At 72.9% G+C, this 24742-nt stretch carries 22 protein-coding genes and 1 pseudogene; 17 read left to right on the forward strand and 6 right to left on the reverse strand.

Going from position 1 to position 24742, the window contains the following annotated elements; all coding sequences use genetic code 11:
* Nucleotides 1–41: 41 nt before the first annotated feature.
* A complete protein-coding gene (locus IL992_RS09960; protein WP_193203007.1) occupies nucleotides 42–737 on the reverse strand; it encodes an acyltransferase in 696 nt (231 codons plus the stop codon).
* 156 nt (nucleotides 738–893) lie between these two features.
* Between IL992_RS09960 and IL992_RS09965 the strand changes: the two genes are divergently transcribed.
* The 9 genes from IL992_RS09965 (at nucleotide 894) to IL992_RS10005 (ending at nucleotide 10340) form a co-directional block, all read left to right on the forward strand.
* Nucleotides 894–2564 carry a CTP synthase gene (locus IL992_RS09965; protein ID WP_079315787.1) on the forward strand — a complete coding sequence of 557 codons (1671 nt, stop codon included), beginning with the start codon at nucleotides 894–896 and terminating at the stop codon, nucleotides 2562–2564.
* The gene (locus IL992_RS09970; protein ID WP_193203008.1) at nucleotides 2561–3190 is read left to right on the forward strand and encodes an NUDIX domain-containing protein; all 630 of its coding nucleotides are present in this window, start codon (nucleotides 2561–2563) and stop codon (nucleotides 3188–3190) included. The genes IL992_RS09965 and IL992_RS09970 overlap by 4 nt, the downstream gene beginning before the upstream one ends.
* 35 nt (nucleotides 3191–3225) lie before the next feature.
* Entirely contained in the window at nucleotides 3226–4152 is a 927-nt protein-coding gene (locus IL992_RS09975) for a site-specific tyrosine recombinase XerD (protein WP_319018453.1), read from the forward strand.
* Nucleotides 4153–4250: 98 nt separating this feature from the next.
* Nucleotides 4251–5138 (forward strand): ParA family protein, encoded by an 888-nt coding sequence (locus IL992_RS09980; RefSeq protein WP_373308207.1) that lies wholly within the window; start codon nucleotides 4251–4253, stop codon nucleotides 5136–5138.
* A gap of 46 nt (nucleotides 5139–5184) precedes the next feature.
* On the forward strand, nucleotides 5185–6060 hold the full coding sequence (locus tag IL992_RS09985; protein ID WP_193203009.1) for a segregation and condensation protein A: 876 nt from the start codon (nucleotides 5185–5187) through the stop codon (nucleotides 6058–6060).
* Between the two features lie 283 nt (nucleotides 6061–6343).
* On the forward strand, nucleotides 6344–6847 hold the full coding sequence (gene scpB / locus IL992_RS09990; RefSeq protein ID WP_239108017.1) for an SMC-Scp complex subunit ScpB: 504 nt from the start codon (nucleotides 6344–6346) through the stop codon (nucleotides 6845–6847).
* Nucleotides 6847–8652 carry a pseudouridine synthase gene (locus tag IL992_RS48260; protein ID WP_193203011.1) on the forward strand — a complete coding sequence of 602 codons (1806 nt, stop codon included), beginning with the start codon at nucleotides 6847–6849 and terminating at the stop codon, nucleotides 8650–8652. Before scpB ends, IL992_RS48260 begins: the two co-directional genes overlap by 1 nt.
* 114 nt (nucleotides 8653–8766) lie before the next feature.
* Nucleotides 8767–9126, forward strand: a complete 360-nt coding sequence (gene aroH, locus IL992_RS10000) for a chorismate mutase (RefSeq protein ID WP_193203012.1) — start codon at nucleotides 8767–8769, stop codon at nucleotides 9124–9126.
* 119 nt (nucleotides 9127–9245) lie between these two features.
* Entirely contained in the window at nucleotides 9246–10340 is a 1095-nt protein-coding gene (locus IL992_RS10005; protein WP_193203013.1) for a prephenate dehydrogenase, read from the forward strand.
* Here IL992_RS10005 and IL992_RS10010 read toward each other — a convergent pair.
* From IL992_RS10010 to IL992_RS10020, 3 genes are all read right to left on the reverse strand, one after another.
* On the reverse strand, nucleotides 10297–11787 hold the full coding sequence (locus IL992_RS10010; protein ID WP_193203014.1) for an MFS transporter: 1491 nt from the start codon (nucleotides 11785–11787) through the stop codon (nucleotides 10297–10299). The genes IL992_RS10005 and IL992_RS10010 overlap by 44 nt on opposite strands.
* Nucleotides 11784–12959 (reverse strand): MerR family transcriptional regulator, encoded by a 1176-nt coding sequence (locus IL992_RS10015; protein ID WP_319018454.1) that lies wholly within the window; start codon nucleotides 12957–12959, stop codon nucleotides 11784–11786. Before IL992_RS10015 ends, IL992_RS10010 begins: the two co-directional genes overlap by 4 nt.
* Before the next feature lie 95 nt (nucleotides 12960–13054).
* Entirely contained in the window at nucleotides 13055–13762 is a 708-nt protein-coding gene (locus IL992_RS10020; protein ID WP_193203016.1) for a TetR/AcrR family transcriptional regulator, read from the reverse strand.
* Between the two features lie 84 nt (nucleotides 13763–13846).
* Between IL992_RS10020 and IL992_RS45975 the strand changes: the two genes are divergently transcribed.
* Nucleotides 13847–15058, forward strand: a complete 1212-nt coding sequence (locus IL992_RS45975) for a hypothetical protein (RefSeq protein ID WP_226872587.1) — start codon at nucleotides 13847–13849, stop codon at nucleotides 15056–15058.
* Between the two features lie 12 nt (nucleotides 15059–15070).
* Here the strand turns inward: IL992_RS45975 and IL992_RS10025 are convergent.
* Nucleotides 15071–17188, reverse strand: a pseudogene (locus IL992_RS10025) (MMPL family transporter); the annotation flags it as partial.
* A 127-nt stretch (nucleotides 17189–17315) separates the two neighbouring features.
* On the opposite strand from IL992_RS10025, the gene IL992_RS10030 reads away from it, so the two are divergent.
* From IL992_RS10030 to der, 3 genes are all read left to right on the forward strand, one after another.
* Entirely contained in the window at nucleotides 17316–17960 is a 645-nt protein-coding gene (locus tag IL992_RS10030; protein ID WP_193203018.1) for a MerR family transcriptional regulator, read from the forward strand.
* A 154-nt stretch (nucleotides 17961–18114) separates the two neighbouring features.
* The gene (gene cmk / locus IL992_RS10035; protein ID WP_226872690.1) at nucleotides 18115–18762 is read left to right on the forward strand and encodes a (d)CMP kinase; all 648 of its coding nucleotides are present in this window, start codon (nucleotides 18115–18117) and stop codon (nucleotides 18760–18762) included.
* A gap of 159 nt (nucleotides 18763–18921) precedes the next feature.
* Nucleotides 18922–20340, forward strand: coding sequence for a ribosome biogenesis GTPase Der (gene der, locus IL992_RS10040; RefSeq protein ID WP_226872588.1), 1419 nt, complete (start codon nucleotides 18922–18924; stop codon nucleotides 20338–20340).
* 51 nt (nucleotides 20341–20391) lie between these two features.
* Here the strand turns inward: der and IL992_RS10045 are convergent, their stop codons facing one another.
* A complete protein-coding gene (locus tag IL992_RS10045) occupies nucleotides 20392–20991 on the reverse strand; it encodes a TetR/AcrR family transcriptional regulator (protein ID WP_193203021.1) in 600 nt (199 codons plus the stop codon).
* Between the two features lie 78 nt (nucleotides 20992–21069).
* On the opposite strand from IL992_RS10045, the gene IL992_RS10050 reads away from it, so the two are divergent.
* From IL992_RS10050 to IL992_RS10065, 4 genes are all read left to right on the forward strand, one after another.
* Nucleotides 21070–22332 carry a YbfB/YjiJ family MFS transporter gene (locus IL992_RS10050; RefSeq protein WP_193203022.1) on the forward strand — a complete coding sequence of 421 codons (1263 nt, stop codon included), beginning with the start codon at nucleotides 21070–21072 and terminating at the stop codon, nucleotides 22330–22332.
* An 8-nt stretch (nucleotides 22333–22340) separates the two neighbouring features.
* Nucleotides 22341–22781 carry an alpha/beta fold hydrolase gene (locus IL992_RS10055; RefSeq protein ID WP_193203023.1) on the forward strand — a complete coding sequence of 147 codons (441 nt, stop codon included), beginning with the start codon at nucleotides 22341–22343 and terminating at the stop codon, nucleotides 22779–22781.
* A gap of 71 nt (nucleotides 22782–22852) precedes the next feature.
* Nucleotides 22853–24100, forward strand: coding sequence for a sensor histidine kinase (locus IL992_RS10060; protein ID WP_193203024.1), 1248 nt, complete (start codon nucleotides 22853–22855; stop codon nucleotides 24098–24100).
* The gene (locus IL992_RS10065; protein WP_079315801.1) at nucleotides 24091–24738 is read left to right on the forward strand and encodes a response regulator; all 648 of its coding nucleotides are present in this window, start codon (nucleotides 24091–24093) and stop codon (nucleotides 24736–24738) included. The genes IL992_RS10060 and IL992_RS10065 overlap by 10 nt, the downstream gene beginning before the upstream one ends.
* The last annotated feature ends 4 nt before the right edge of the window (nucleotides 24739–24742 follow it).

The raw sequence follows: 24742 nt of genomic DNA on the forward strand, positions 1-24742 counted from the left end.
GTAGTCATGGGCTCATTCTGCGACAGATTGCCGGCGTTCGGTCAGCCCGTACGTGACTCGTGCTCGGCCCGGGTGCGGGAGTCGGCGGGAAGGGGGGAGGTGAGGCGGACGGCCGAGGGGCTGTGCCAGCCGAGATCGGCGGAGTGTCGCCGGACGATCTTGGCGGGGACCCCGGCGATGACCGAGTGGTCGGGGAACTCCCCGCGCACCACGGCGCCGCCGGCGACCACCGATTGGCGGCCGATGCGCGTCCCCGGCAGGATGATCGCGCCCGTCCCGATCCAGGATCCCGAGCCGATGGAGACCGGCTTGTTGCGCGGCCACTGCCGCCCGATGGGCGTCTCGGGGTCGTCGTACACGTGGTTCTGATCCGTGATGTAGACGTAGGGGCCGGTGAAGACGTCGTCGCCGATGTCGATGGACTGGTGGCCGACGATGTGGCTGCCCCTGCCGATCGAGCAGCCCCGGCCGATCCGCACGATCGAGTCGGGCCCCAGGTCGACGCCGGGGCCCATGCCGGCGGAGATCGACACCCGTTCCCCGACCAGCGTGTGCGGGCCGATCTCGATCCACTGCTCGCCGAAGATGGCGCCCTGAGGGAAGGACAGGCACACCCCCTCGCCGATGCTGCGGAACCGGTAGCCGCCCGGGGCGGCCGGGCTGATCGCCCCGGCCTCCCGCACATAGGCCCAGCCCCGGTGGACCAGACGGCCGACGGCGCGCTTCACGAACGACATAACGCGACAAGTTACCGTTAGGTCGGCTTGTCCGCTATGGCGGGTTAGTGCACGTGGCAAGCCCAATGTTGCCCAGCGTTTGATATTCTGAGAGCCCGTGGGCATCGCGGCGTCCAATCCGGACGGCCGGATCGACATCGACCACGGGAGCTCTTCTTGCGCAGCGCCGCACAAACCAAGCATCTGTTCGTCACCGGCGGCGTCGCCTCCAGTCTCGGCAAGGGACTCACGGCCTCCAGCCTCGGCCGCCTCCTCAAGCTTCGCGGCCTTCGTGTCACCATGCAGAAGCTCGACCCCTACCTGAACGTCGACCCGGGCACGATGAACCCCTTCCAGCACGGCGAGGTGTTCGTCACCGACGACGGGGCCGAGACGGACCTCGACATCGGCCACTACGAGCGCTTCCTCGACACCGAGCTGCACGGCTCCGCCAACGTCACCACCGGCCAGGTCTACTCCAACGTGATCGCCAAGGAGCGGCGCGGCGAGTACCTGGGCGACACCGTCCAGGTCATCCCGCACATCACCAACGAGATCAAGGACCGCATCCGCGGCATGGCGGGGCCGGACGTCGACGTGGTCATCACCGAGGTCGGCGGCACCGTCGGCGACATCGAGTCGCTGCCGTTCCTGGAGGCCGTCCGGCAGGTTCGCCACGAGGTCGGCCGCGACAACGTCTTCTTCCTGCACGTCTCCCTGCTGCCGTACATCGGCCCGAGCGGGGAGCTGAAGACCAAGCCCACGCAGCACTCGGTCGCCGCGCTGCGCAGCATCGGCATCCAGCCCGACGCGATCGTCTGCCGCTCGGACCGGCCCATCACCACCTCGCTCAAGCGCAAGATCAGCCTGATGTGCGACGTGGACGAGGACGCCGTGGTCTCCGCCGTCGACGCGGCCTCGATCTACGACATCCCGAAGGTCCTGCACGCCGAGGGGCTCGACGCGTACGTGGTGCGCCGGCTCGGCCTGCCGTTCCGCGACGTGGACTGGACCGAGTGGGACCAGCTCCTGCGCCGGGTGCACCGCCCGGCCAAGGAGGTCACGATCGCGCTGGTCGGCAAGTACATCGACCTGCCCGACGCGTACCTGTCGGTCACCGAGGCGCTGCGCGCCGGCGGCTTCGCCAACGACGCGCGGGTCAACATCCGCTGGGTCAAGAGCGACGACTGCGAGACCCCCGAGGGCGCGGCCCGCGAGCTGGACGGCGTCGACGGTGTGCTGATCCCCGGCGGCTTCGGCGTGCGCGGCATCGAGGGCAAGGTCGGCGCCGTACGGCACGCCCGCGAGCAGCGCGTTCCCCTGCTCGGCATCTGCCTCGGCATGCAGTGCATGGTCATCGACGCGGCCCGCAACCTGGCCGGGATCGAGGACGCCGACAGCACCGAGTTCGACCCCGAGACCATCAACCCGGTCATCTCCACCATGGCAGACCAGAAGGACGTCGTCGCCGGCGAGCGCGACATGGGCGGCACCATGCGGCTCGGCCTCTACCCGGCCAGGCTCGTGGAGGGCTCGCTGGCCCGCCGCCTGTACGGCAAGGCCAAGGTGGAGGAGCGCCACCGGCACCGCTACGAGGTGAACAACTCCTACCGGGAGCGGCTGGAGAAGGTCGGCATGGTGTTCTCCGGCCTGTCGCCCGACGGCCGCCTCGTCGAGTACGCCGAGCTGGCCACCGACCAGCACCCGTTCTTCATCGGTACGCAGGCCCACCCCGAGTTCCGCTCCCGCCCGACCCGGTCGCACCCCCTGTTCAAGGGGCTGGTCCAGGCCGCGCTCGAGTACGCGGGCCGGCGGGAGAACGTGGCGAAGGCGGGGCGGGCCAAGTGACGGCTGAGAACACGGTGAAGGTGGAGGACGCCGAGGAGTCCTGGAACGTCGTCGCCTCGGCCGAGCACTTCTCCGGGCGGATCATCACGGTGCGCACCGACACGGTGGAGATGCCCGGCGGGGTGACCGCCGACCGCGACTACGTCGTCCACCCCGGCTCGGTCGCGGTGCTCGCCCTCGACGACGAGGACCGCGTGCTGCTGATCCGCCAGTACCGGCATCCGGCGCGGCGCCTGCTGTGGGAGCTGCCGGCCGGCATCCGCGACGTGCCGGGCGAGCCGCTGGTGGAGTGCGCGGCGCGCGAGCTCGCCGAGGAGGCCGCCTACCGGGCGCGGACGTGGCACACGCTGGTCGACCTGCACACCTCGCCGGGCATGTCGGACGAGCGGATCCGGGTCTTCCTGGCGCGCGACGTGGAGCCGATCCCCGACGAGGAGAACACGTACGTGCGCCACCACGAGGAGACCGACATGCCGGCGGTCTGGATTCCCCTGGGTGCGGCGGTCGATAAGGCGCTGAGCGGAATGATCCACAATTCTCCTGCCGTCGCCGGTATCCTCGCCGCATACGCTGCTTCCGCCGACGGATTCAAGGGCCTTCGTCCCGCCGACGCGCCGGAGGCATGAGTCCGTAGGGAGACGTCCTGAGCGAGCCCGAGGCGGTGCTGTCCAGCTACCTCGCCCACCTGGCGGTGGAGCGGGGGCTGTCTGCCAACACGCTCGCCTCCTACCGGCGTGACCTGCGCCGATACGTCGAGCATCTCCGGGCGCGCGGGCTCGAGACGTTCGCGCAGGTCGCCGAGTCGGACGTGGTCGCCTTCCTCGCCGCGCTGCGGGAGGGCGACGAGGACCACCCGGCGCTGGTCGCCAGCTCGGCCGCCCGCGCCGTGTCGGCCGTACGCGGGCTGCACCGATTCGCCCTGCGCGAGGGCGTGGCCGGCCACGACCCCGCGCACGAGGTGCGCCCGCCGCGCCAGCTCCGGCGCCTCCCCAAGGCGATCACCGTCGCGGAGGTCGAGCGGCTCATCGCCGCCTGCGGCCCGGAGGACTCGCCGCTCGCCCTGCGTAACCGCGCCCTGCTGGAGGTCCTGTACGGCACGGGCGCCCGGATCTCCGAGGCCGTCGGGCTGGCTGTGGACGACGTGCCCACGGGTCCGGTCCACGACGAGGAGCCCGACCAGGACCAGGTGCGGCTGCGCGGCAAGGGCGGGCGGACCAGGATCGTGCCCCTCGGCAGCTTCGCCCGCCAGGCGCTCGACGCGTACCTGGTCAGGGCCAGGCCTCGGCTGGCGGCGCACGGCCGGGGGACGCCCGCGCTGTTCCTCAACGCGCGGGGCGGGCGGCTCACCCGGCAGGGCGCCTGGGAGGTGCTGCAGGCGGCGGCGGAACGAGCCGGACTTTCCGGTGTATCACCGCATATGTTGCGCCATTCGTTCGCAACCCACCTCCTGGACGGCGGCGCCGACGTTAGGGTTGTCCAGGAGTTGCTCGGGCACGCCTCGGTGACCACCACGCAGGTGTACACCCTGGTGACGGTCGACACGCTCCGGGAGGTCTACGCGGCGGCGCATCCCCGTGCGTTGCATTAGAAGGCCCATCTCGCGGGCCTTTGGCGCGCCGCCTTGCCGACCACGTGCCTACCCTTTAGATTCGATCAGGTTCTAAGGCCGTCAGGGAGGACCAACAGGTGACTGCGACCACAGAGGGGACGTGGGTGGGGGCTCCCGGCGCGATCGGGCCTACCGGCCGTCCACGTCCGGTGTTCCCCGAGCCGACCCCGCCGGAGTCGCACGGGCCCGCGCGCATCGTCGCGATGGTGAACCAGAAGGGCGGCGTCGGCAAGACGACGACCACGATCAACCTGGGCGCCGCGCTCGCCGAGGTCGGTCAGCGGGTTCTGCTCGTCGACTTCGACCCGCAGGGCGCGCTGTCGGTCGGTCTCGGCATCGACCCCCGGCCGCTCGAGGCGACGGTCTACGACCTGATCATGGAGGAGCCGGACGTCACGGTCGAGGACGTGCTGCTCGACACCACCGTCGAGGGCATGCAGCTCCTGCCGAGCAACATCTTCCTGTCCGGCGCGGAGATCCGGCTCGTCAACGAGGTGGCGAGGGAGTACGCCCTCCAGCGGGCGCTGGAGCCGCTGCTGCCGCACTACGACATCTGCCTGATCGACTGCCAGCCGTCCCTCGGCCTGCTGACGGTCAACGCGCTGACCTGCGCGCACAGCGTGATGATTCCGCTGGAGTGCGAGTTCTTCGCGCTGCGCGGCGTCGCGCTGCTCATGGAGTCGATCGGCAAGGTCCAGGAGCGGCTCAACAAGAGCCTGGAGATCGACGGCCTGCTCGCCACCATGTACGACCCCCGCACGCTGCACGCCCGCGAGGTGCTGCAGACGATCATGCAGGGCTTCGGCGACAAGGTGTTCCACACGGTCATCAACCGGACGGTTCGCTTCCCCGACGCCACGCTGGCGGGAGAGCCGATCACGCAGTTCGACCCCGGCTCGATGGGCGCCACCGCCTACCGTGAGCTGGCCCGCGAGCTGCTGGCCAGGTGGCCCGCCCGCGTCTGACAGCGATGTCGTCGTAGGTGCCGCGCGATCACGCCGGTAGGGGACAATGGCAGGTGTGACGACCGGCCAGGAGACCGACCAGGGGACCGAGGAGAGCGCCCCGAGCGGCTTCCAGGTGCACCTGGACGTCTTCGAAGGGCCGTTCGACCTGCTGCTCGGGCTGATCTCCAAGCACAAGCTGGACATCACCGAGGTGTCCCTGCACAAGGTCACCGACGAGTTCATCGCGTACATCCGGTCGCGGGGCCCGGAGTGGGACCTCGACCAGACGAGCCACTTCCTGCTCGTCGCGGCGACCCTGCTCGACCTCAAGGCGGCCCGGCTGCTGCCCACCGGAGAGGTGGAGGACGAGGAGGACCTCGCTCTGCTGGAGGCCCGCGACCTGCTGTTCGCGCGGCTGCTGCAGTATCGGGCGTACAAGGAGGTCGCGAAGATCTTCTCCGGCCGGATGGCCGAGGAGGCGCTGCGCTTCCCGCGCGCCGTGCCGATGGAAAAGCGCTTCGCCGACCTGCTGCCGGAACTCGTGCTCGGCATCGGGCCCGAGCAGCTCGCCAAGATCGCGGCACGGGCCTTCACCCCGAAGGCCCCGCCGTCGGTGTCGGTCTCGCACATCTACCAACCGCTGGCCAGCGTCAGGGAGCAAGCCGCTATTCTTGTCGAGCGGCTGAGGCGGCTGCACACGGCGACCTTCCGGGCGCTGACCGCCGACTGCGCGGGGACGTTCGAGGTCGTCGCCCGTTTCCTGGCCGTCCTTGAGCTGTTCCGGGAGGCCGCGGTCTCCTTCGAACAGGTCGAACCCCTCGGCGACCTGTACGTCACCTGGACGGGAACCGCCGACGGCGACGTCACGGTTGGCGACGACTACGACGAGGGCCGGCGCGAGGAGCGGCCCGCCGAGGCGGCGGCCGCACGGGACGAGTGAGGCGGGCCACCCGACCGGACAGAGGCCCCGCCGAACCGAGGACGCCGGACGAACGGCGCGACGGAGACGTGACCCGCAGGACGAGCGAGGAGCGATGGAAGCGAGCGACACCCCCGGTTCCGGCGGCGACCTCTCCGGTTCCGCCGCCGATGTGACGGGGCGGGACGGCGGCGCGCTCGCGTCATCCGGCCCCGGATCGCCGGATCCGGCCTCGGTGGCCCGGGAGTCCGAGGCGGAGCCGGTGGAGGGCCCCACGCTCTCCACGGCCCTCGAAGCGATCCTGATGGTGGTGGACGAGCCGGTCGCCGAGGTGACCCTCGCGCAGGTGCTCGAACGCCCGACGGCGGAGGTCGCCGCCGCGCTCCGCGCGCTGTCGGAGGAATACACGGCCTCCGGACGGGGTTTCGATCTGCGAGAGGTGGCCGGAGGCTGGCGCTTCTACACCAGGGCGGAATGCGCCGCGCTGGTGGAGAGGTTCGTCAGGGACGGCCAGCAGGCGCGGCTGACGCAGGCCGCGCTGGAGACCCTCGCCGTGGTCGCCTACCGGCAACCGGTCAGCCGGGCCCGGGTGGCGGCGGTGCGCGGCGTGAGCAGCGACGGCGTCATGCGGACGCTGGTCGCACGCGGCCTCGTGGAAGAGGCCGGAACCGACCCGGAGAGCCAGGCCGTGCTCTACCGGACGACGAGTTACTTCCTGGAGAGACTGGGGCTGCGGAGCCTCGACGAGCTTCCCGAGCTCGCCCCGTTCCTCCCGGACGACGTGGAAATTCTTGAGGAGCAGAAGTAGTGAACAACAGGCGTGGCACCCCGTCCGGTGAGGGACGCGGTCGGAGCCGGAGCACCGGTCAGCAGGGCGCGAGCCCGCGTGGATCCCGCGGCGGATCCGGCGGCTTCCGCCCCCAGGGCGACCGGCGCGGCGGTTCCCGCGTCCCTGGTTCCCGGTCCGGGTACGGTTTCGACTCCAGGTCGGGCTCAAGGTCCGACTCCCGGTCCGACAGGCCGGACTCCAGGCGGTCCCGCGACGAGGAGGCCCCGCGCGGCGACCGGTACGGCGAGCGCCGTACCGGTGACGCCCGTGACGACCGCTCCCGCGGCCGTTACGGTGACACCGGTCGTTACGGTGACACCGGCCGCCGCGACGCGCGTTCCGGCGGCGAGCGGTATCGCGACGACGACCGGACCTCCTTCCGGGCGGAGCGGGGCGGTTCTCGCGGCAGGTACGGCAGGCCCGAGGGCGGCCGTTCCGGCGACCGCGACGGCGGCCGTGGCTTCGACCGCGGCTCCGACCGCGGGTTCGACCGCAGCTCCGATCGCGACGGCGGCCGTGGCTACGAGCGTGACTTCGACCGTGATCGCGGTTCCGGCCGGGATCGCGGTGCCCGGGACGCCTCCTCCGCCGGCCGTCCCTCGTTCCGTACCGAGGGGGCCGGTTCGCGCGGCAGGTACGGCAGGCCGGAGGGCGGCCGGGACCGGCTGCGTGACCGCGACGGCGGTTACGAGACGGCCCAGGAGACGAGGCGGGCGGCCTTCCGCGACGAGGAGCGGGGCGACCGGGACGGCCGGAGCCGGCGCGGCGACCGTGAAGCACGGAGCGAGCGCGGCGACTTCCGCACGGCACGCGGCGGCGGCAGGGGCCGTGCGAGCCGTGACGATGTGCAGACGATCGGCCGCCAGGGGGGCGGTCGCGGCCGGTTCGGCGGCGCCGGAGCGAGCGCGGGCTCGCGCGGCGCGGCGCGGCCCGCGGGAGGTTCCAAGAGCCCCGGCGCGGGCCCGGCGGGCAACCCGTTCAAGACGTCCAGGCAGCCGCTGCGCGACCCGGACTTCTACGACAAGGACTACACCGACGAGCGCGACACGACCGAGGTGCCGGGCGGTGAGCGCCTGCAGAAGGTGCTCGCCCAGGCCGGGGTGGCCAGCCGGCGGGCGTGCGAGGAGATGATCGGCGACGGCCGGGTGACGGTGGACGGGCAGACGGTGCGCCGCTTCGGCGCCCGCGTCGACCCCGCCAAGCAGGTCATCCGGGTCGACGGCAAGCGCATCCCGACGTCCTCGGACACCGTCTACTACGCGCTCAACAAGCCGATCGGCGTGGTGAGCACGATGGACGACCCCGAGGGCCGGCCGTGCCTGAACGACTACGTGCAGGACCTCGCGCCGCGGCTGTTCCACGTGGGGCGTCTCGACACCGAGACCGAGGGCCTGCTGCTGCTGACCAACGACGGCGAGCTCGCCCACCGGCTGACCCATCCGAGCTACGGCGTGCAGAAGAAGTACTGGGCCAAGGTGCCCGGTCCTGTCCCGCGCGACCTGCACAAGGCGCTGCGCAAGGGCGTGGAGCTGGACGACGGCCTGGCCAAGGTGGACGAGTTCCGGGTGGTGCAGGAGCACGGCCAGCAGGCGCTGGTCGAGATCGTCCTGCACGAGGGGCGCAAGCACATCGTCCGGCGGCTGCTGGAGACGGTCGGGCACCGGGTGATCGACCTGGCCCGCATCGAGTTCGGCCCGGTGAAGCTCGGCCGGCTCAAGCCGGGGACCGTCCGGGCGCTCACCGTGCAGGAGATCGGTGAGCTGTACGCGGCGGTCGGCCTGTAGCCTTTCCGCGCGGCGGACGAAAGCCGCAAGCCGGGCATATTTGCTGAAGGCCACGTAGATGGGCCGGGCTCGTCTCCGCAGGAGACAGGCCCGGCCCAGCGAGAGGGGAACGACATGGTGCGGGCGATTCGCGGAGCCATCCAGGTCGACGGCAACGATCGTGACGCGATACTCGCCGGGACGACCGAGCTGGTGACCGAGGTGATGGGGCGCAACAACCTCACGACCGACGACGTCATCAGCGTGATCTTCACGTGCACGCCCGACCTCACCGCCGAGTTCCCCGCGCTGGCCGCGCGCAAGCTCGGGTTCCACGACGTGCCCCTGCTGTGCGCGACCGAGATCGACGTGCCGGGCGCGCTTCCGCGCGTGGTGCGGCTGATGGCCCACGTGCAGACCGACCGTCCCCGGCAGGAGATCCAGCACGTGTACCTGCGCGGCGCCGTGGCGCTGCGCGTGGACATCGCCCAGTAAGCAGTACCCCCGGAAGAGCCACGCCGGGGCGGCACGGCCGGCGAACCACCACAATCCACCCCACGAGACATCCGTCGCAGGACAGCGCACCCGGGAACGGCGACGGCAGGAAGAGCACGATGACTCCCATCGAGGACGCCGAGATCGGCAGTGTGGTCGTTGTCGGGACGGGCCTCATCGGCACGTCGGTCGCACTGGCCCTGCGGCAGCGGGACGTGCGGGTCTTCCTGGCCGATCGGGACGCGGGAGCCGTACGGCTCGCGCGTGAGCTGGGGGCGGGGGAGGACTGGACCGGCGAGCAGCGGGTGGATCTCGCGGTCATCGCCGTGCCGCCGCAGTTCGTCGCCCAGCAACTGCTCGACCTGCAAAAGCGCGACAGCGCCCGCTTCTACACCGACGTGGCGAGCGTGAAGGCGCTCCCGCTGGCCCAGGCCGCCCAGCTCGGCTGTGACCTGTCGACGTACGTCGCGGGGCATCCGCTCGCGGGCCGCGAGCGGTCGGGCCCGGCGGCGGCCCGCGCGGACCTGTTCCTCGGCCGTCCGTGGGCGTACTGCCCGACGGACGAGGCGGCTCCGCGGGCGGTGGCCGCGGTGGAGCGGCTGATCTCGCTGTGCGGCGGCAACGCCGTCCGGGTGGACGCGGCCGAGCACGACCGTGCCGTCGCGGTCGTCTCCCACGCCCCGCACGTGACGGCCGCCGCGGTGGCGGCCCGGCTGGCGGAGGCGTCGGAGACGGCGCTGGGGCTGTCGGGGCAGGGCGTGCGCGACGTGACCCGCATCGCCGCCAGCGACCCCGCGCTGTGGACCGGCATCCTCGAGGGCAACGCGCTGCCCGTCGCCGAGGTGCTGGAGGCGCTCGTGGCCGACCTGAGCGCCGCCGCCCGCTCGCTTCGGGCACTGGCGGGCGACGGCGCGGCGATGGAGCAGGTGACCGACCTCCTGTCGCGCGGTGTGCGGGGGACCGGCAGGATTCCCGGCAAGCACGGCGGCCCGGCGCGGACGTACGCGGTGGTCCAGGTGCTCATCGGCGACCGTCCCGGCGAGCTGGCCCGCCTGGTCCAGGCCGCGGGCGAGACGGGCGTCAACATCGAGGACATCCGCCTGGAGCACGCCACCGGGCTGGAGCTCGGCGCGGCCGAGCTGTACGTCCAGCCGGAGGCGGCGGGAGTGCTCACCGACGGCCTGCGCGAGCGCGGCTGGCAGGTGCCGGGCTGACTCGGTCATCCGGTGCGGCCGGTGACGTCCTGGTGGCCACCGGCCCCGGCGCGCGAGCGGGAGCGGCAGCGGGGGCCACGTAGCGGCGCAGGTCGGGGATCGCCCAGGCGATCGCCGTCACGGTTGCCACGGTGAGCAGCCCGCCCGCGCAGATCACGATGCGCGGGCCGTACACCGCGCCGGCAGCACCATGCAGCGCAGCGCCGGCAGCACCATGCAGCGCAGCGCCGGCAGCACCATGCAGCGCAGCGCCGGCAGCACCATGCAGCAGGTTCGCGATCTGCGGCCCTCCGACCAGCACGACGGTGAGCGCGCCCTGGACACGCCCGCGCACGGCGTCGCCGGTGTGCGTCTGCGTGATCGTGGTGCGGAAGGTGCTCAGCACGAAGTTGACCGCGCCGCCGAGCGCGAGCGCCGCCAGCGCGATCCACAGCTCGGCGGCCAGGCCGACGAGCACGACGGCGATCCCCCACGCGATGGCGGCGCCCGCCACGAGGGCGCCGTGGCGCCGGGCGCGGGTGAACGTCGCCGACAGCAGCCCGGCCGCGAAGACCCCGGCGGGATAGGCCGCGTAGAGCAGCCCCGTCTCCGGGCCGCCCCCGGCCGTGCCGCCGAAGGCGTGGCGGGCCAGCTCGGGGAACAGCGCCGACGGCATGCCGAAGACCATGGCCGCGAGGTCCACGGCCAGCACCGCCACCAGCAGCCGGTCGGCCGCCAGGTAGCGGAACCCGGCCAGTGTCCGGACGGCCGCCGAGGAGGCTCGGCCGCCGCCCGCGTCCGTCGCGCCCGCTGCAGGCGGCAGCGGCGGCAGCATGACGACGGCCCACACCACGGCGAGCAGTGCGACGGCGTCGAACAGGTACAGCGTGCCGAGCCCGACGACCGGCACCAGCACTCCGGCGAGCATCGGCCCCAGGATCGACCCGCCGTAGCGGACCAGCGAGCTGAGGCTGTTGGCCGCCGGCAGCAGCTCGGCCGGGACGAGGCGGGGCACGGTGGCTCCCGTCGTCGTCAGGACCGTCCCGTAGGTCAGCCCCTGGAAGGCCACCGCCACCAGCAGGACGGGGACGGAGCGGCCGCCCAGGACCGCCTGGATCCACAGCGCCGCGTACGTCAGGGCCAGGCCGAGGTCGGCGGCCAGCAGCATCGTCCGCCGGTCCGTCACGTCGGCGAGGGCGCCGCTCCACACCGCCGCCACGACCAGCGCGGCGAACGACACCCCCGCGGCGGCCCCCACGGCCGCCGACGAGCCGGTGACCGTGAACAGCTGCGTCGGCACCGCGACCACGCTGAAGGACCCGCCCACGGCGCAGACCACCGAGGCGCCCCACATCCGCCGGAACGCCGGGATGGACAGCGGCCGGCAGTCGACGGCGAAGGACCGGGCGGAGACCGGCCTGGAGGAACAGGTGGAAGAACGGGGTGGCCGCACCGTCGCGGCCCTCATCGCGCGGCCCCGCCGTCGCCTGTGGCGGCGGATCCCTCCGCCGCCACCGCGTCAGCCGTCGCGTCAGCCGCCGCATCAGCCGCTGTGTCAGCCGGAGCGCCGGCCACCACCTCGGCGACCACGCAGGCGACGTTGTCGGGGGCGCCGGCGGCGTACGCCAGGTCGATCAGCTCGTCGGCGACCTGCTGCGGACCGCCGGGACCGGCCAGCGTCTCGCGCAGCACGCCGGCCGGCACGACACCCGGCAGCCCGTCCGAGCAGAGCAGGTAACGGTCGCCGGGGACGGCCTCGTGCATCGACAGGTCGGGCAGTGAGGATCCGGTGCCGGTCAGCGCGCGCACCAGGAGCGAGCGCCGCGGGTGGGAGACGGCCTCCTCCGGGGTGAGCCGCCCTTCGTCGATCAACGACTGCACGTACGAGTGGTCGTGGGTGATCTGGAACAGCCCCCCGTCGCGGAACAGGTACGCCCGGCTGTCGCCGATGTGCGCCAGTGCCAGCCGCGACCCGGACCACACGAGCGCGGTCAGCGTGGTGACGGCCTCTCCCGACGGGGTCGAGGCGGCGATGTCCCGGATCGCCCGCTCGGCGTCGCCGACGGCGTCGGCGAGCGCGCCGAGCAGGTCCTCGGCGGGCACGGACAGGGTCCGCAGGCGCGTGAGCGCGTCGACGGCCGCCGCGGCGGCGCGGTCGCCGCCCGGGCCGCGCATCCCGTCGGCCACCGCCAGCAACCGCTCGCCGGCGTACGCGATGTCCTCGTTGCTCGTCCGCACCGGTCCGGGCTCCGACCGGGCGGCGTAACGGATCCCCGGCGTGGTCGTGGTGTCCTTCACGGCGCTGCCCCTTCCCGACAGATGGTCGACGAGGAAGGCGGCGAGCCGGCCGCGGGCCTCGGTCTCGGCCGTGACGTGCCGCCAATAGGCGGCCACCTCCTCGGCCGCGTCCGGCGCGGGCAGGTCGCACACCTGCCGTACGCGCGCCAGCGGCATGCCGAGCCGCCGCAACCAGGCGATCAGGCGGGCCCGCTCCAGCTGGGCCGGGTCGTAGTAGCGGTATCCCGACTCGCCGTCCACGGCGGCCGGCCGCAGCAGCCCGAGCTCGTCGTACAGCCGCAACGCCTTGGGCGACAGCCGGGCGGCCCGGGCGAACGTCCCGATGGTCAGCAGCTCCCGCACCACTCCTCCTCGTCCCGGCCGCCACGGCCGGTGCCGCGATGCTGGGGCTTCACCCAGGGGCAAGGTCAACACGCGCAAGGTCGACGCGCGGAGGATCAGCGGTCCTGCGCCTCGTGCCCGAGCCGGGCCTGGATGCCGTCGAGGATCAGGTCCAGCCCCTGCTGGAACTGGCCGTCGAAGTCGTCGTCGGCGAGCTGGGCGTGCCGGGTCAGCGTGGGATACAGCTCCGCCCGCTGGTCGAGGTACCCCTGGGCCTGACGGCGTAGTTCGGTCTCCTCGGCGGAGTCGCGGACCGAGCCGCGCCAGGTGATCTCCGCCGCGGTGTACCCCTGGACGTAGTACGTCAGAGTGCCGACGGCGGCGAGCAGCTCGGGGCCGCGCAGCCCGGCCCGCGCGAGCGTGGCGTAGAACAGCTCGGAGCGGGCGAGGAAGTGCGGGCCCAGCAGGGGACGGACCGCCATCAGCGACGGCAGCCAGGAGTGGCGTTTCATCACGAGGCGGCTCTGGTGGAGCTGCCGGGTCAGGACCCGGCGCCAGGGCGTGATGCCGGTGTCGTCGAGCTCGATCTCCGCGAAGACCTGGTCCATGGCCAGGTCGAGCACGTCCTCCTTGCCGCGGACGTACTCGTAGGCCGACATCACCCCCGCGTCGAGGCGGGCGGCGAGGCGGCGCATGGAAAAGCCCGTCACTCCCTCGGCGTCGAGCAGGGCGACGGCAGCCCGCGCGATGCGTTCGCGGGACAGCCGGGGCTTGCGCGGCTGTTCTTCGGTGAACCAGACGGCGGGCGGTCGCTGCCGGGACATCCGCTCCTCCTTCCGTACGACGTACGGCAAACCGTACAGCTAGCTTCGGCTCCGCGGTCGTGTCGTTGAAGGGAGAGATGTCGTATGACCCCCCAGGAGTGGCTGCGCGGCTACGCGTTGCTGGCACTGCGCGTCAACAGGCAGGTGGCCGGGGACGGCGGGGCGACCATGCTCGTCTACCGCGGGCCGCAGGAGTGGAGCGAACAGGTCGAACGGGAGGATCCACCTCCACCGGGACGGCTGGCCGACGACGCCGAGGCCCTGCTGGACAGGCCGCCGTTCGAACCCGGGCGGGTCCGGTATCTGACGGCGCAGGTGCGGGCGCTGCGCGCGGTCGCCCGGCGCCTCGGCGGGGAGGAGCTGCCACTGCCGGAGTACGCCCGCCAATGCCTGGGTGCCGAGGTGTCCTGGCTGCCGCTGGAGGTGTTCGAGGAGGCACACGCCACGCTCGACCGGGCCCTGCCCGGTGCCGGAGGAGGGCCCGGCTCGCTGGCCGAGCGGCTGCGGGCCTGGCAGGCGGCCCACACGCTGCCGGTGGAACGGCTCGGCCGGCTGCCCGCCCTCGTGGAACGGGCCGTCGCCGAGACGCGCCGGCGTACGAGCGCGCTGGTGCCGCTGCCGGACGACGAGGTGGTGGAGTGCCGGCTGCAGCGCGGCGCGCATTACCTGGCGGCCGGTCACTACGCGGGCGGACTGCGCTCGACGATCTTCATCAACGCCGATCTGCCGTTCAACCTGGCCGACCTGCTGTACGTGGTCGCGCACGAGGGCCATCCCGGGCACATCGCCGAGTCCATGCTCAAGGAGCTGGTGCTGGTCGAGGAGCAGGGCCGGCTCGACCAGTGGGTCAGATTCATGCTCGGGCCGTCGTTCGTGATCAGCGAAGGTCTCGGGCTGCACGCGCAGGACATCATCTTCCACGATGACGAGGCCCAGGCATGGCTGACCGTCAATATCCTGGCCGAGCAGGGCATCGACCCCGACGGCAGCGATTTCGCCGCCATCCACCGGGCCCGCACCGCGTTGTTCGGCGTCTGGGCCAACGCGGCGTTCCTGGTCGCCGAGGGGCGGCCGGACCACGAGGTCGCGGGCTACCTGTCGCGGTGGGCCCTGCTCTCCGACGCCGAGGCCGCCGCGGTGCTGGGCTCACTGCGGACGGCGGGGATGGGACTCTACACGCTCGGCTACTACCACGGATGGCGGCTGTTGAACTCCTGGCTCGACCACCCCGATCGCACCGTCCGCGTGCGGCGGCTGCTCACCGAGCAGCTGCTGCCGGCGGATCTGGAGCCATGAGGGCGCCCACCAGGCGCGCTCCCCGAGCAGCCGCATGGTGGCCGGCACCAGCAGGCCGCGCACGATCGTCGCGTCCACGGCGACCGCGATCACCAGGCCGACGCCGATCATCTTCATGATCGTCACGCTGGAGAAGGCGAAGCCGGCGACGGACACGGCGACGAGGAGGGCGGCGCTGGTGACCACCCCGGCCGTCCGGGCGAGCCCGCGCGCCACCGCCTCCGCGGGGTCGGCCCCGCGCTCGCGCTCCTCGCGTACGCGCGACAGGAGGAACATCTCGTAGTCCATCGCCAGCCCGAAGGCGATCGCGACGATCAGCACGGGGAAGTTCACGTCGACGGCTCCGACCGGCGCGAAGCCGAGCAGCCCGGCCAGCCGGCCGTCCTGGAAGATCAGTTTGATGGCGCCGAAGGACGCCGACAGCGACAACAGGTTCAGCAGCACCGACTTGATCGGCAGGATCACCGAGCCGAACGCCAGGAACATCAGGGCGATCGACACCACGGCCACGAACAGCGCCATCCACGGCAGGCGGGAGACGACCATGTCCACGATGTCCACCCGCGAGGCGGGCATCCCGGTGAACGACGCGACGGCCCCGGCCGGAGGCGGCACGGCCCGCAGGTCCTCGACCATCCGCACGGCCTCGCGAGACATCGGGTCCACCGCGTAGCCGAGGGTGATCCTGGCGAGAGGGCCGGCGGTCCCGGTGACGGACGCGCCCTCCACGCCGGGCACCGCGTCCAGGCGGGCGGCGTAGCCGTCCAGCGCCGCCCGGTCCAGGGCGCGCGGCGCCTCGACGACGGCCGTCACGACCTTGGCGGGGTCGGCGGTGAAGCGCTCGGCCAGTTCCCGCGTCACGGTGCGTGCGTCGGCGCCCGCGGGCAGGACCCAGTCGCCGGGCCTGGCCCAGTTCACGCCGAGGAACGGCAGGCCGAGCGCCACGAGCACCGCGACGACGGCGAGCGCGCTCGCGAGGGGCCGTCGCATGACGGCGTGGGCCAGGCGATACCACCGCTCGCCGGAGGCGGCGGGCCGGGCGCGGCCCACCCGCTGTCCGAGCCCCCTTTCGCCGGCACGCCGGCCGAGCCTCTTTTCGCCGGCACGCCGGCCGAGCCTCTTTTCGCCGGCACGCCGGCCCATGGCCGCCAGCAGCGCGGGCAGTACGGTGAGGGAGGTCAGCACGGCCAGGACGACCGTGGCGGCGCCCGCGTACGCCATCGACAGCAGGAACCGCGAGGGGAACACCGCGAGCCCCGCGAACGACAGCGCCACGACCGCGCCGGAGAACGCGATCGTCCGGCCCGCCGTGGCAGTCGTCCGCTCCACCGCCGTCTCGACGGACGCGCCCCTGCCGAGCTCCTCCCTGAACCGGGTGACCGCGAGCAGCGCGTAGTCGATCGCCAGGCCGAGGCCGAGCACCGTGACGACCTGGATGGCGAACGTCGAGACGTCGGCGACCAGCGTGACCAGGCGCAGCACCGCCATCGTGCCGAGCGCGGCGACCACGCCGACGGCCAGGGGAAGCGCGGCCGCAATGAGGCTGCGGAAGACCACCGCCAGCAGGATCAGCAGGATCGGGACCGAGATCGCCTCGGCCAGGCCGATGTCACGCCCGATCGTGCTGTTGACCTGGTCGGTCATGGCCGTGATCCCGCCGAACCGCACGGTCAGGCCCTCGACCTCGAACCCGTCCCGGATGCCGCGCAGGGCCCGCACGCGCTCCTGGTCGTCGGGGGAGCGGAATTGCACGGTGACGTACGTCGCGTGCCGGTCCTCCGACACGAAGCCGGGTGAGCCGGTCGACCAGTACGACTCCAGCCGTACGACGTCCTGGCGGGGGACCGCGTCGAGGGCCCGGCGTACGGGCCCGGCGAAGGCGGGGTCGTCCACGGTGAGGCGGTCGCTTTCGTACAGCACGACGACGTCGGCCGTGTGGCGGCCCAGCGGTCCGGCGAGCAGGCGGTCGGCGTGCGAGGACGGGCTGCCGGGATCGTCGAAGCCCGCGCCGCCGCCGAGGCGGCCGAAGACGCCGACGCCCCACACGCCCGCGACCACGGTGAACAGCAGCGCGCCCAGCAGGATCAGGCGACGGTGACGGACCGCGAAGCGGCCGAGAGCGCGGAACATGCGCTTCCCCCATTCCGATAGTGGAGAGTGTCACTATCCATAAATCGCCGTTAGCGACGCTATCCATATCTGCGGGTGTGAGCAAGCCCCGGGCCTATCCTGGGAGGGTGCGGCGAGGGAGAGGGACATGCGGATCGCGGAGCTGAGCAGGCGGACCGGGGTCCCGATCCCCACGATCAAGTACTACATGCGGGAAGGGCTGGTCCCGCCGGGAGAGCGGACCGGCCCCAACCAGGCGCGGTACGGCGAGGAGCACGTCAGGCGGCTGCGGCTGGCCCGGGCGCTGGTCGAGGTCGGCGGGCTGCCGGTGGCCTCCGCCCGCGAGGCGCTCGCCCTGATCTTCTCCTCCGGCGTCTCGGAGTTCGACGTGCTCGGCAAGGCCCAGTACGCGCTGACCCCGCCCAGGGAACGCGCCGAGGACGAGGCCTGGGACGAGGCCGCCGCGCAGGTCGACGAGCTGATCGCCCGGCGGGGCTGGCAGGTCAAGCCGGGCAACCCGGCCAGGCGGACGCTGGCGGACGCGCTCGCGACCCTGCGCCGCCTCGGTCAGGACGACTACCTGGACCTGCTGGAGACCTACGCCGAGACCGCCGAGCACCTGGCGGACAAGGAGGTGCGGGCGATCAGCCGGCGCGGCGACCTGCACGCCATGGCCGAGGCGATCGTGATCTGGACCGCTCTCGGCGACCCTGTGCTCGCCTCCCTGCGCCGGCTGGCCCAGGAGGCGCGGGCGGCCCGGGTGCTGGGCGGGACCGCCGAGGAGACCGCCTGAGAGCCGTCGGGCCGGCGTTGCCGGCGAACGCGAGATCGTCGCGCGGGAGACCCTGTCCCGCCGCCGATGCATGCTTTCGGGCGGTATCCCGGTAGCCTCGGGGACGACGATTCGAAGGGGAGAAGGAGAGCCGGTGTCGGGTCTGGTCGTCGCCATGGACGGTCCCTCGGGATCGGGCAAGTCGAGTGCCTCGAAGGGCGTCGCGCGGGCGCTGGGCCTGCGATACCTCGACACGGGCGCCATGTACCGCGCGGTCACCTGGTGGATGCTCCAGCGGGGCGTGAACCTGGAGGACGCCGCCGACATCGCCGCGAGGTCCGCCGAGCCCGCACTGGTGATGAGCACCGACCCCGACGCGCCGGGCGTCACCGTCGACGGCGTCGACGTCAACGGGCCGATCCGCGGCCCCGAGGTGACCGGCGCGGTGTCGGCCGTGAGCGCCGTGCCCGAGGTGCGCCGCCGGCTGGTGGCCCTGCAGCGGGAGATCATCGCCGAGTCCCTTCCCGGCGGGGGGATCGTGGTCGAGGGCCGCGACATCGGCACCGTGGTCGCGCCGGACGCGCCCGTCAAGATCTACCTCACGGCGAGCGCCGAGGCGCGCGCCCTGCGCCGTACGGCCGAACTGGACGGGACGACCGTGGAGGCGCAGCAGGCCGCGATGGCCCGGCGCGACGCCCTCGACTCGACGCGCAAGGCCGATCCGCTGGCGATGGCCGCGGACGCGGTGGAACTGGACACGACGCCGCTGGACCTGGACGAGGTGATCGCCGAGGTGCTCCGGCTCGTCAAGGAGCGGGTCTGACGCCCGCACGCCCCGCCTGACCGCCTCCAGCGCCGCGTCTGCCGCGCCGGGGAGGGCCACGCGGTGCGACGTACGAATGAGCCCGGCCCCGGAAGCGGTCCGCCGGGAGGCCTCACGGGAGGCCGGGGAGAACGGGAAGAGCAGCCGATGAGGCAGGGTATGGACGTGACGGGGGAGTACGACGAGGACGAGGGCGGCTGGATCGAGGCCGAGCTCGCCGAGCTTTCCACCGAGGAGGCGGAGCGGGAGCCCGACTCGGGCCCGCTGCCGGTCGTCGCCGTGGTAGGGCGCCCCAACGTCGGCAAGTCGACACTGGTCAACCGCATCATCGGCCGTCGTGAGGCGGTGGTGGAGGACGTGCCGGGCGTGACCCGCGACCGGGTCACCTACGAGGCGACCTGGCGGGGCCGCCGGTTCACGCTGGTGGACACCGGCGGCTGGGACCCCGACGCGACCGGGATGGCCCTGCGCATCGCCGAGCAGGCGCAGATCGCGGCCGAGCTGGCCGACGTGATCCTGTTCGTGGTGGACGCCGGCGTCGGGGTCACCGACTCCGACGAGGCCGTCGGCGCGGTCCTGCGCCGCTCGGGCAAGCCGGTCGTGCTGGCCGCCAACAAGGTCGACAACCAGCAGATGGAGCTGGAGGCGACCGGGCTCTGGTCGCTCGGCCTCGGCGAGCCGCACCCCGTCTCCGCCCTGCACGGCCGCGCCAGCGGCGACCTGCTCGACGTGGTGCTCGACGCGCTGCCCGAGACGCCGCCGCAGACGTTCGGCGAGCGGCGGGGACCGCGCCGGATCGCGCTGCTGGGCAAGCCCAACGTGGGCAAGTCGTCGCTGCTCAACAAGCTCGCCGGGGAGGAGCGGGTGCTCGTCGACCCGATGGCCGGCACCACCCGCGACCCGGTTGACGAGCTGATCGAGCTGGGCGGCACGACGTACCGGTTCATCGACACGGCCGGCATCCGGCGGCGGGACCGCGAGCTGAAGGGCGCGGACTTCTACGCGGCGATGCGCACACGGGCCGCGCTGGAGCGGGCGGAGGTCGCGGTCGTGCTGATCGACGCCTCCGAGGTGCTGACCGAGCAGGACCTGCGGATCATCGGCCTGGTCATCGAGTCGGGCCGGGCGATGGTGGTCGCGTTCAACAAGTGGGACCTGGTCGACGAGGACCGGCGGTACTACCTGGAGAAGGAGATCGACCGGCAGCTCGTCCGCACGCCCTGGGCGCTGCGGGTGAACATCTCGGCGAAGACCGGCCGGCACGTCGAGAAGCTGGCCCCGGCGATCGAACGGGCCCTGGAGTCGTGGGGCACGCGGGTGCCGACGGCCCGGCTCAACCAGTTCCTCACCGAGCTGGTGCAGGCCACCCCGCCGCCGGTGCGTGGCGGCCGGCAGCCCAAGATCCTGTTCGCCACCCAGGCGTCCACGGAGCCGCCGAAGTTCGTGCTGTTCACCTCGGCGTTCCTGGAGGAGACCTACCGCCGGTTCCTCGAGCGCCGCATCCGCGAGGAGTTCGGCTTCGCGGGCTCCCCGATCGACGTGACGATGAAGATCCGAGAGAAGCGCAAGAAGAAGTAACCCCGGCCGGCCCGCGGCCGGCACGTCGCGAACGCCGTGATCCGGGCCGGCTCAGTCTCCGCCGCCGTCGCGGGAGGCGGCCGACAGCAGGGCGAGCGCCGCCTGGCGGGCCTGCTCGCCCGTGCCGGCCGTGCCGTGGTGCGCGGCGATGACGGTGGCGCCCTCGACCAGCATGAGCAACTGGCGTCCCAGCAGGGGCGGATCGGCGGCTCCGGCGCGCTCCGCGATGCCGGTCAGCAGGTCGAGGTAGCGATCGAGGTGGCGCGCGGTGATGGCGCGCACCGGCTCGACGTGATGCTGGGCCGCCGCGTTCAGCATCGCGCAGCCGCGGAAGACCGGGTCCTCGTACCACTCGTTCAGCGCGTCGAACACCGCGGCGAGCTGGTCACGGGGATCCTCCCCGGCCGCCGCGGCGGCCTCGGCCAGCCAGCGGGTCACCCGTTCGCTGCGGGCCCGGAGCATGGCCTCCACGAGCCCGTCCTTGGTGCCGAAGTGCCGATAGAGCGTCTCCTTCGACACCCCGATGAGGGCGCACAACTCGGCGACGCCGACGCCGTCGAGCCCGCGTTCGTACAGCACGGCGGTGGCCGCCTCCAGGATGGCGGCGCGGGTGCGCTCCGGGTCGATCGTCGAGCCCTTGGGAACCGGCATACGTAGATGGTACCGATCGGTTCGATCCGCTGCTACGCTTCGAGATCGTACCGATCGGTTCGATCTCTGGAGCCAGCAATGCCCGACCCCCTCGCCGTCGGCACGCCGATCCGGCGGGAGACACGACAGGCGGTATGGCAGGCGGCACGGCTGGCCCTCGGCACCGCGTCGGCCCTCGGGCTGGCGCGTTTCGCGTACGGGCTGCTCCTTCCGGCGATGCGGGACGTGCTGCGCTGGTCTCTGACCGAAGCCGGGGCGATGAGCGCCGCCAACGGGCTCGGCTACCTGCTCGGCGCGCTGGTGACCGCGGTCGTCGTACGCCGCCTGGGCACGGCGGCCACCTTCCGGTGGGGCATGGTCCTCACCGCGCTGGCGCTGGCGGCAACCGCGACGAGCGACGCCTATCCGGTGCTGCTCGCGGCGCGTGCCGCGGCCGGGGCGGCGGGCGCCGCCGTGTTCGTCACCGGCGGCGTCATCGCGTCGCGCCTGGCCGCCCGCGCCGCCTCCGGGACGCCCATCACCGTCTACTTCGCGGGCGCCGGGGTGGGCATCGTCGTCAGCGGGGCCGGCATCCCGTCGCTGGGCGACCACCTGCACCTGGCCTGGGCCGGCCTGGGCGTGGCCGCCGGACTGGCGGCGCTGGTGAGCTGGACCGCAGCCAGGGCTGGCGAGGACGCGCAGCCGGGGGAGGAGGCGCAGCCGGGGGAGGAGGCGCAGGCCGCCTCCGCCGGGCGGGTCCACGTGCGCCCACTGTGGGGGGTCGCCCTGGCCTACCTGCTGTTCGCCGCCGGTTACATCACCTACATCACCTTCCTGTCCGCCTACCTGGCCGACCGGCACGCGCCGGTCGGGCAGGTGGTGCTCACCTGGACGGCGCTCGGCCTGGCCGTGGTGGCGGCGCCCGCGTTGTGGAGCCGTCCGACCGCGCGGTGGCCCGGCACCCGGGCCCTGGCCGTGCTGCTCGGCCTCCTGGGCGGCGGCGCGGCGCTGGCGATGGCGGCGCCCGCACCGCCGGTCATCCTCGCCTCCGCGATCGTCTACGGGGCGACGTTCATGGGCGTGCCCGCCGCCGTCACCGCGCTCATCAAGGCGAACACCCCGCCCGCCGACTGGACGGCCACCCTGGCGGCGTTCACCACGATCTTCGCGGCCGGGCAGACCGCGGGCCCGTGGCTCGCCGGGCTCGTCGCCGACCACACCTCGACCACCGCCACCCTGGCGTGGACGGCGATCCTGTGTGCCGCCGCGGCCCTGGTCGCGGCGTTGGCGAATCCCTCCCGCCGGGCCGGGGCGGGTCTGGCCGAGAAGACACCCGGCGCGGAAGCGTCCACGAGACAGTGAGGCACCAGATGGCCATGTTCGTCCTGATTTCCGGTATGTGCCACGGCGGCTGGTGTTTCCGGGAGTTGTGCGAGGGGTTGCGCCGCCACGGGCACCGCGCCGTTCCGCTGACGTTGACCGGACTCGCCGAGCGCGCCCACCTGCTGGACGGCGGGGTGAACCTCGACACGCACATCCGGGACGTCACCGGGGTGCTGGAGGCCGAGGACGTCCGGGACGCCGTGCTGGTCGGCCACAGCTACGGCGGAATGGTGATCACCGGCGTCGCCGACCGCCTGCCCGGCCGGGTGGCCGGCCTGGTCTACCTGGACGCCGTCGTGCCGCAGGACGGTGACTCCTGCTGGAGCCTGGTCTCCGACAGGGAGCGGCAGTGGTACGCCGACGTGGTGGAGACCGGCTACGCGACCCGGCCGCTGCCGTTCTCCGAGGCCGCCGGGCCCCGGGGGTAGGGAATGCCCTACCCCCGGGACTGCCGTTCGCCGGATCGATCTGCGGCGGGCGGGTCAATAGCGTTGGGGACATGCGCCGACTTCTCTCCCGCCTCGGCGGCGACACGGTCTATATCCTCGTCGGGTTCCCCCTCGCGACGATCACGTTCTGCCTCACGGTGGCCGGCCTGTCGGCCGGCACCGGCCTGCTGGTGGTCTGGCTGGGCGTGCCCGTCCTCGCCCTCACCCTCCTCATCGCCCGGGGGATGGGCGACGTCGAGCGGCTCCGCATGCGCGCGGTGCTGGGCAGGGAGCTGCCCCGGCCGCGCTATCCGACATCGCCGCCCGGCGCGGGCGTGTTCCGCAGGACCGTCACTCCGCTCGCCGGTGGCCAGCCCTGGCTCGACGTGCTGCACGCGCTGCTGGCCTTCCCGGTCGCGATCGTGGCGTTCTGCGTGACCGTCGTCTGGTGGGCGCTGGCTCTCGCCGGGCTGACCTATCCGCTGTACGGGTGGATCACCTCGAACATCCCCGGCAACACCGAGCTGCCCGAACTTCTCGGCCTCGGCCGGGGCTACATGGTCAACAGCGTCTTCTACGTCGCGATCGGGGTGGTCGCCGCGATCACCCTCTATCCGGTCGTCCGCTCCTGCGCCTTGATCAAGGCGTCGCTGGGCCGGTCGCTGCTGACCGGCGTCGCCGAGTTGCAGGAGCGCATCGACGACCTCACCGAGGGCCGTCACGCCGCCGCCCACGCGGAGGCGAACGCGCTGCGCCGCCTGGAGCGCGACATCCACGACGGGCCCCAGCAGCGCCTGGTCCACCTGGCGATGGAGCTGTCGCGGGCCCAGCGGGAACTGCAGAAGGACGCCACGGCCGCGCACGAGACGATCGGCAAGGCCATCAGCGCCACCCGGGAGACCCTGGACGAGCTGCGGGCGCTGTCGCGCGGCATCGCCCCGCCGATCCTCGCCGACCGCGGCCTCGCGCCGGCGCTCGCCGCCCTGGCCGGCCGCTGCACGGTCCCGGTGGAGCTGGACGTCCAGACGGCCGAGCGGTATCCCGCGCTCATCGAGAACACGATCTACTTCGTCACCGCCGAGTCGCTCACCAACGTGGCCAAGCACAGCAGGGCGACGTCCTGCTCGGTCGGGCTCACCAGGATCGGCGACACGCTCATCCTCACGATCGGGGATGATGGGGTCGGCGGCGCACACGTCGCCAAGGGACACGGCCTGTCCGGCCTGGCCGACCGGCTGCGGGCCGTCGACGGCGAGCTGTCGGTGCGGTCGCCGGCGGGCGGGCCGACACTGATCACGGCGGAGGTTCCGTGCGCGTAGTGGTGGCCGACGACGCCGTCCTCATCCGGGAGGGGCTCGTCCGCCTGCTGGAGGAGTTCGGCTGCGAGGTCGTCGAGACCGTGGGCACGGGGGAGGACCTGGTCAAGGCCGTCGTCGCCCACCGGCCCGACGTGTCGGTGGTCGACGTGCGGATGCCGCCGACGTTCACCGACGAGGGCCTGCGCGCCGCCGTCGAGGCGCGGGAGAAGGCGCCCGGCGCGCCCGTGCTGATCCTGTCGCAGTACGTCGAGGTGTCGTACGCCGACGACCTCCTGGCCGACGCCCGCGGAGCGGTCGGCTACCTGCTGAAGGACCGCGTGGTCGACGTCGAGGAGTTCATGGACGGCCTGCGGCGGGTCGCCGCCGGGGGGACGGTCTTCGACCCCCAGGTCGTCGCCCAGCTGATGGTGCGGCGGCGGCGCGACGACCCGCTGGCCTCGCTGACGCCGCGCGAGCGCGAGGTCCTGTCGCTGATGGCCGAGGGCAGGTCGAACCCCGCGATCGCCCGCCGCCTCGTCGTCACCGAAGGCGCGGTGGAAAAGCACATCCGCGGCATCTTCACCAAGCTCGGCCTGCACGCCGAGGACGGCGACCAGCACCGCCGCGTCCTCGCGGTGCTGGCCTACCTCCGCTCCTGACCGC

It is taken from the genome of Microbispora sitophila (assembly GCF_014892245.1).
Lineage (GTDB): Bacteria > Actinomycetota > Actinomycetes > Streptosporangiales > Streptosporangiaceae > Microbispora > Microbispora siamensis.